The following is a 711-nucleotide window of genomic DNA, read 5'->3' as shown; positions in this document are numbered from 1 at the left end:
TGAAGTGAACCCCAATAGTTGGAGATAATATTTAATAATTTTTAGGCACATAACTGGTCGTTGTGAATCCGGTATTCAACCGGACTCATTCCGGCTAGTTTTGTTTTTATGCGATGGTAATTGTAATACTGGATATAGTCCTTAACTGCCTGCTTAAGTGTCTGAAAGTCATCATAGTGATGATTATGAACTGTTCCGACCTTTAACTGATGAAAGAAACTCTCTGCACAAGCGTTATCAAGGCAGGTAGCCTTACGGCTCATGCTTTGAAATACTCGATATTCCTTTAAGCACGCTTGGTATCGACTATTCTGATACTGGAATCCTTGATCAGAGTGAAGTGTCATCCGATAGTCTAATTTTGGGCGCTTCTTAAGTAATTCAGTTAAAGGACTCATGACAAATTTAACCGTCGGATGGAGCTCAAGTGACCAAGATAATACTTCGCTGTTGAAGAGATCAATGTAAGCCGTGAAATAAGCCCGTTTATTAGTCGCATTGTTCCCCCAACGAAGTTCAGTCACATCGGTAACCACCTTCTGATAAGGACGATCAGTAGAGAAACGGCGATTAACCCGATTAGGGGCAACTTTACCCACCCGTCCTTTATAAGAATTGTACTTATGAACGTTGCGGTCATAGGCATGACATAAGAGATCGTTTTCCCTCATTATTCTTAATATCCGTTTATGGTTAACTTGAAAGCCTTGC

1 protein-coding gene is annotated in these 711 nt (G+C 40.5%); it reads right to left on the bottom strand.

The window, feature by feature from the left end:
* Positions 1-41: 41 nt before the first annotated feature.
* The coding region (locus QUF07_RS14030; protein WP_289428206.1) for an IS3 family transposase at positions 42-711 on the bottom strand (670 nt) is incomplete at its 5' end.

Origin of the sequence: Lentilactobacillus sp. TOM.63, assembly GCF_030361045.1 — a bacterium.
Taxonomy (GTDB): Bacteria; Bacillota; Bacilli; order Lactobacillales; family Lactobacillaceae; genus Lentilactobacillus; species Lentilactobacillus dabitei.
Note: the sequence above shows the minus strand (reverse complement) of the source record. Positions and strands in the feature narration are given on the sequence as shown.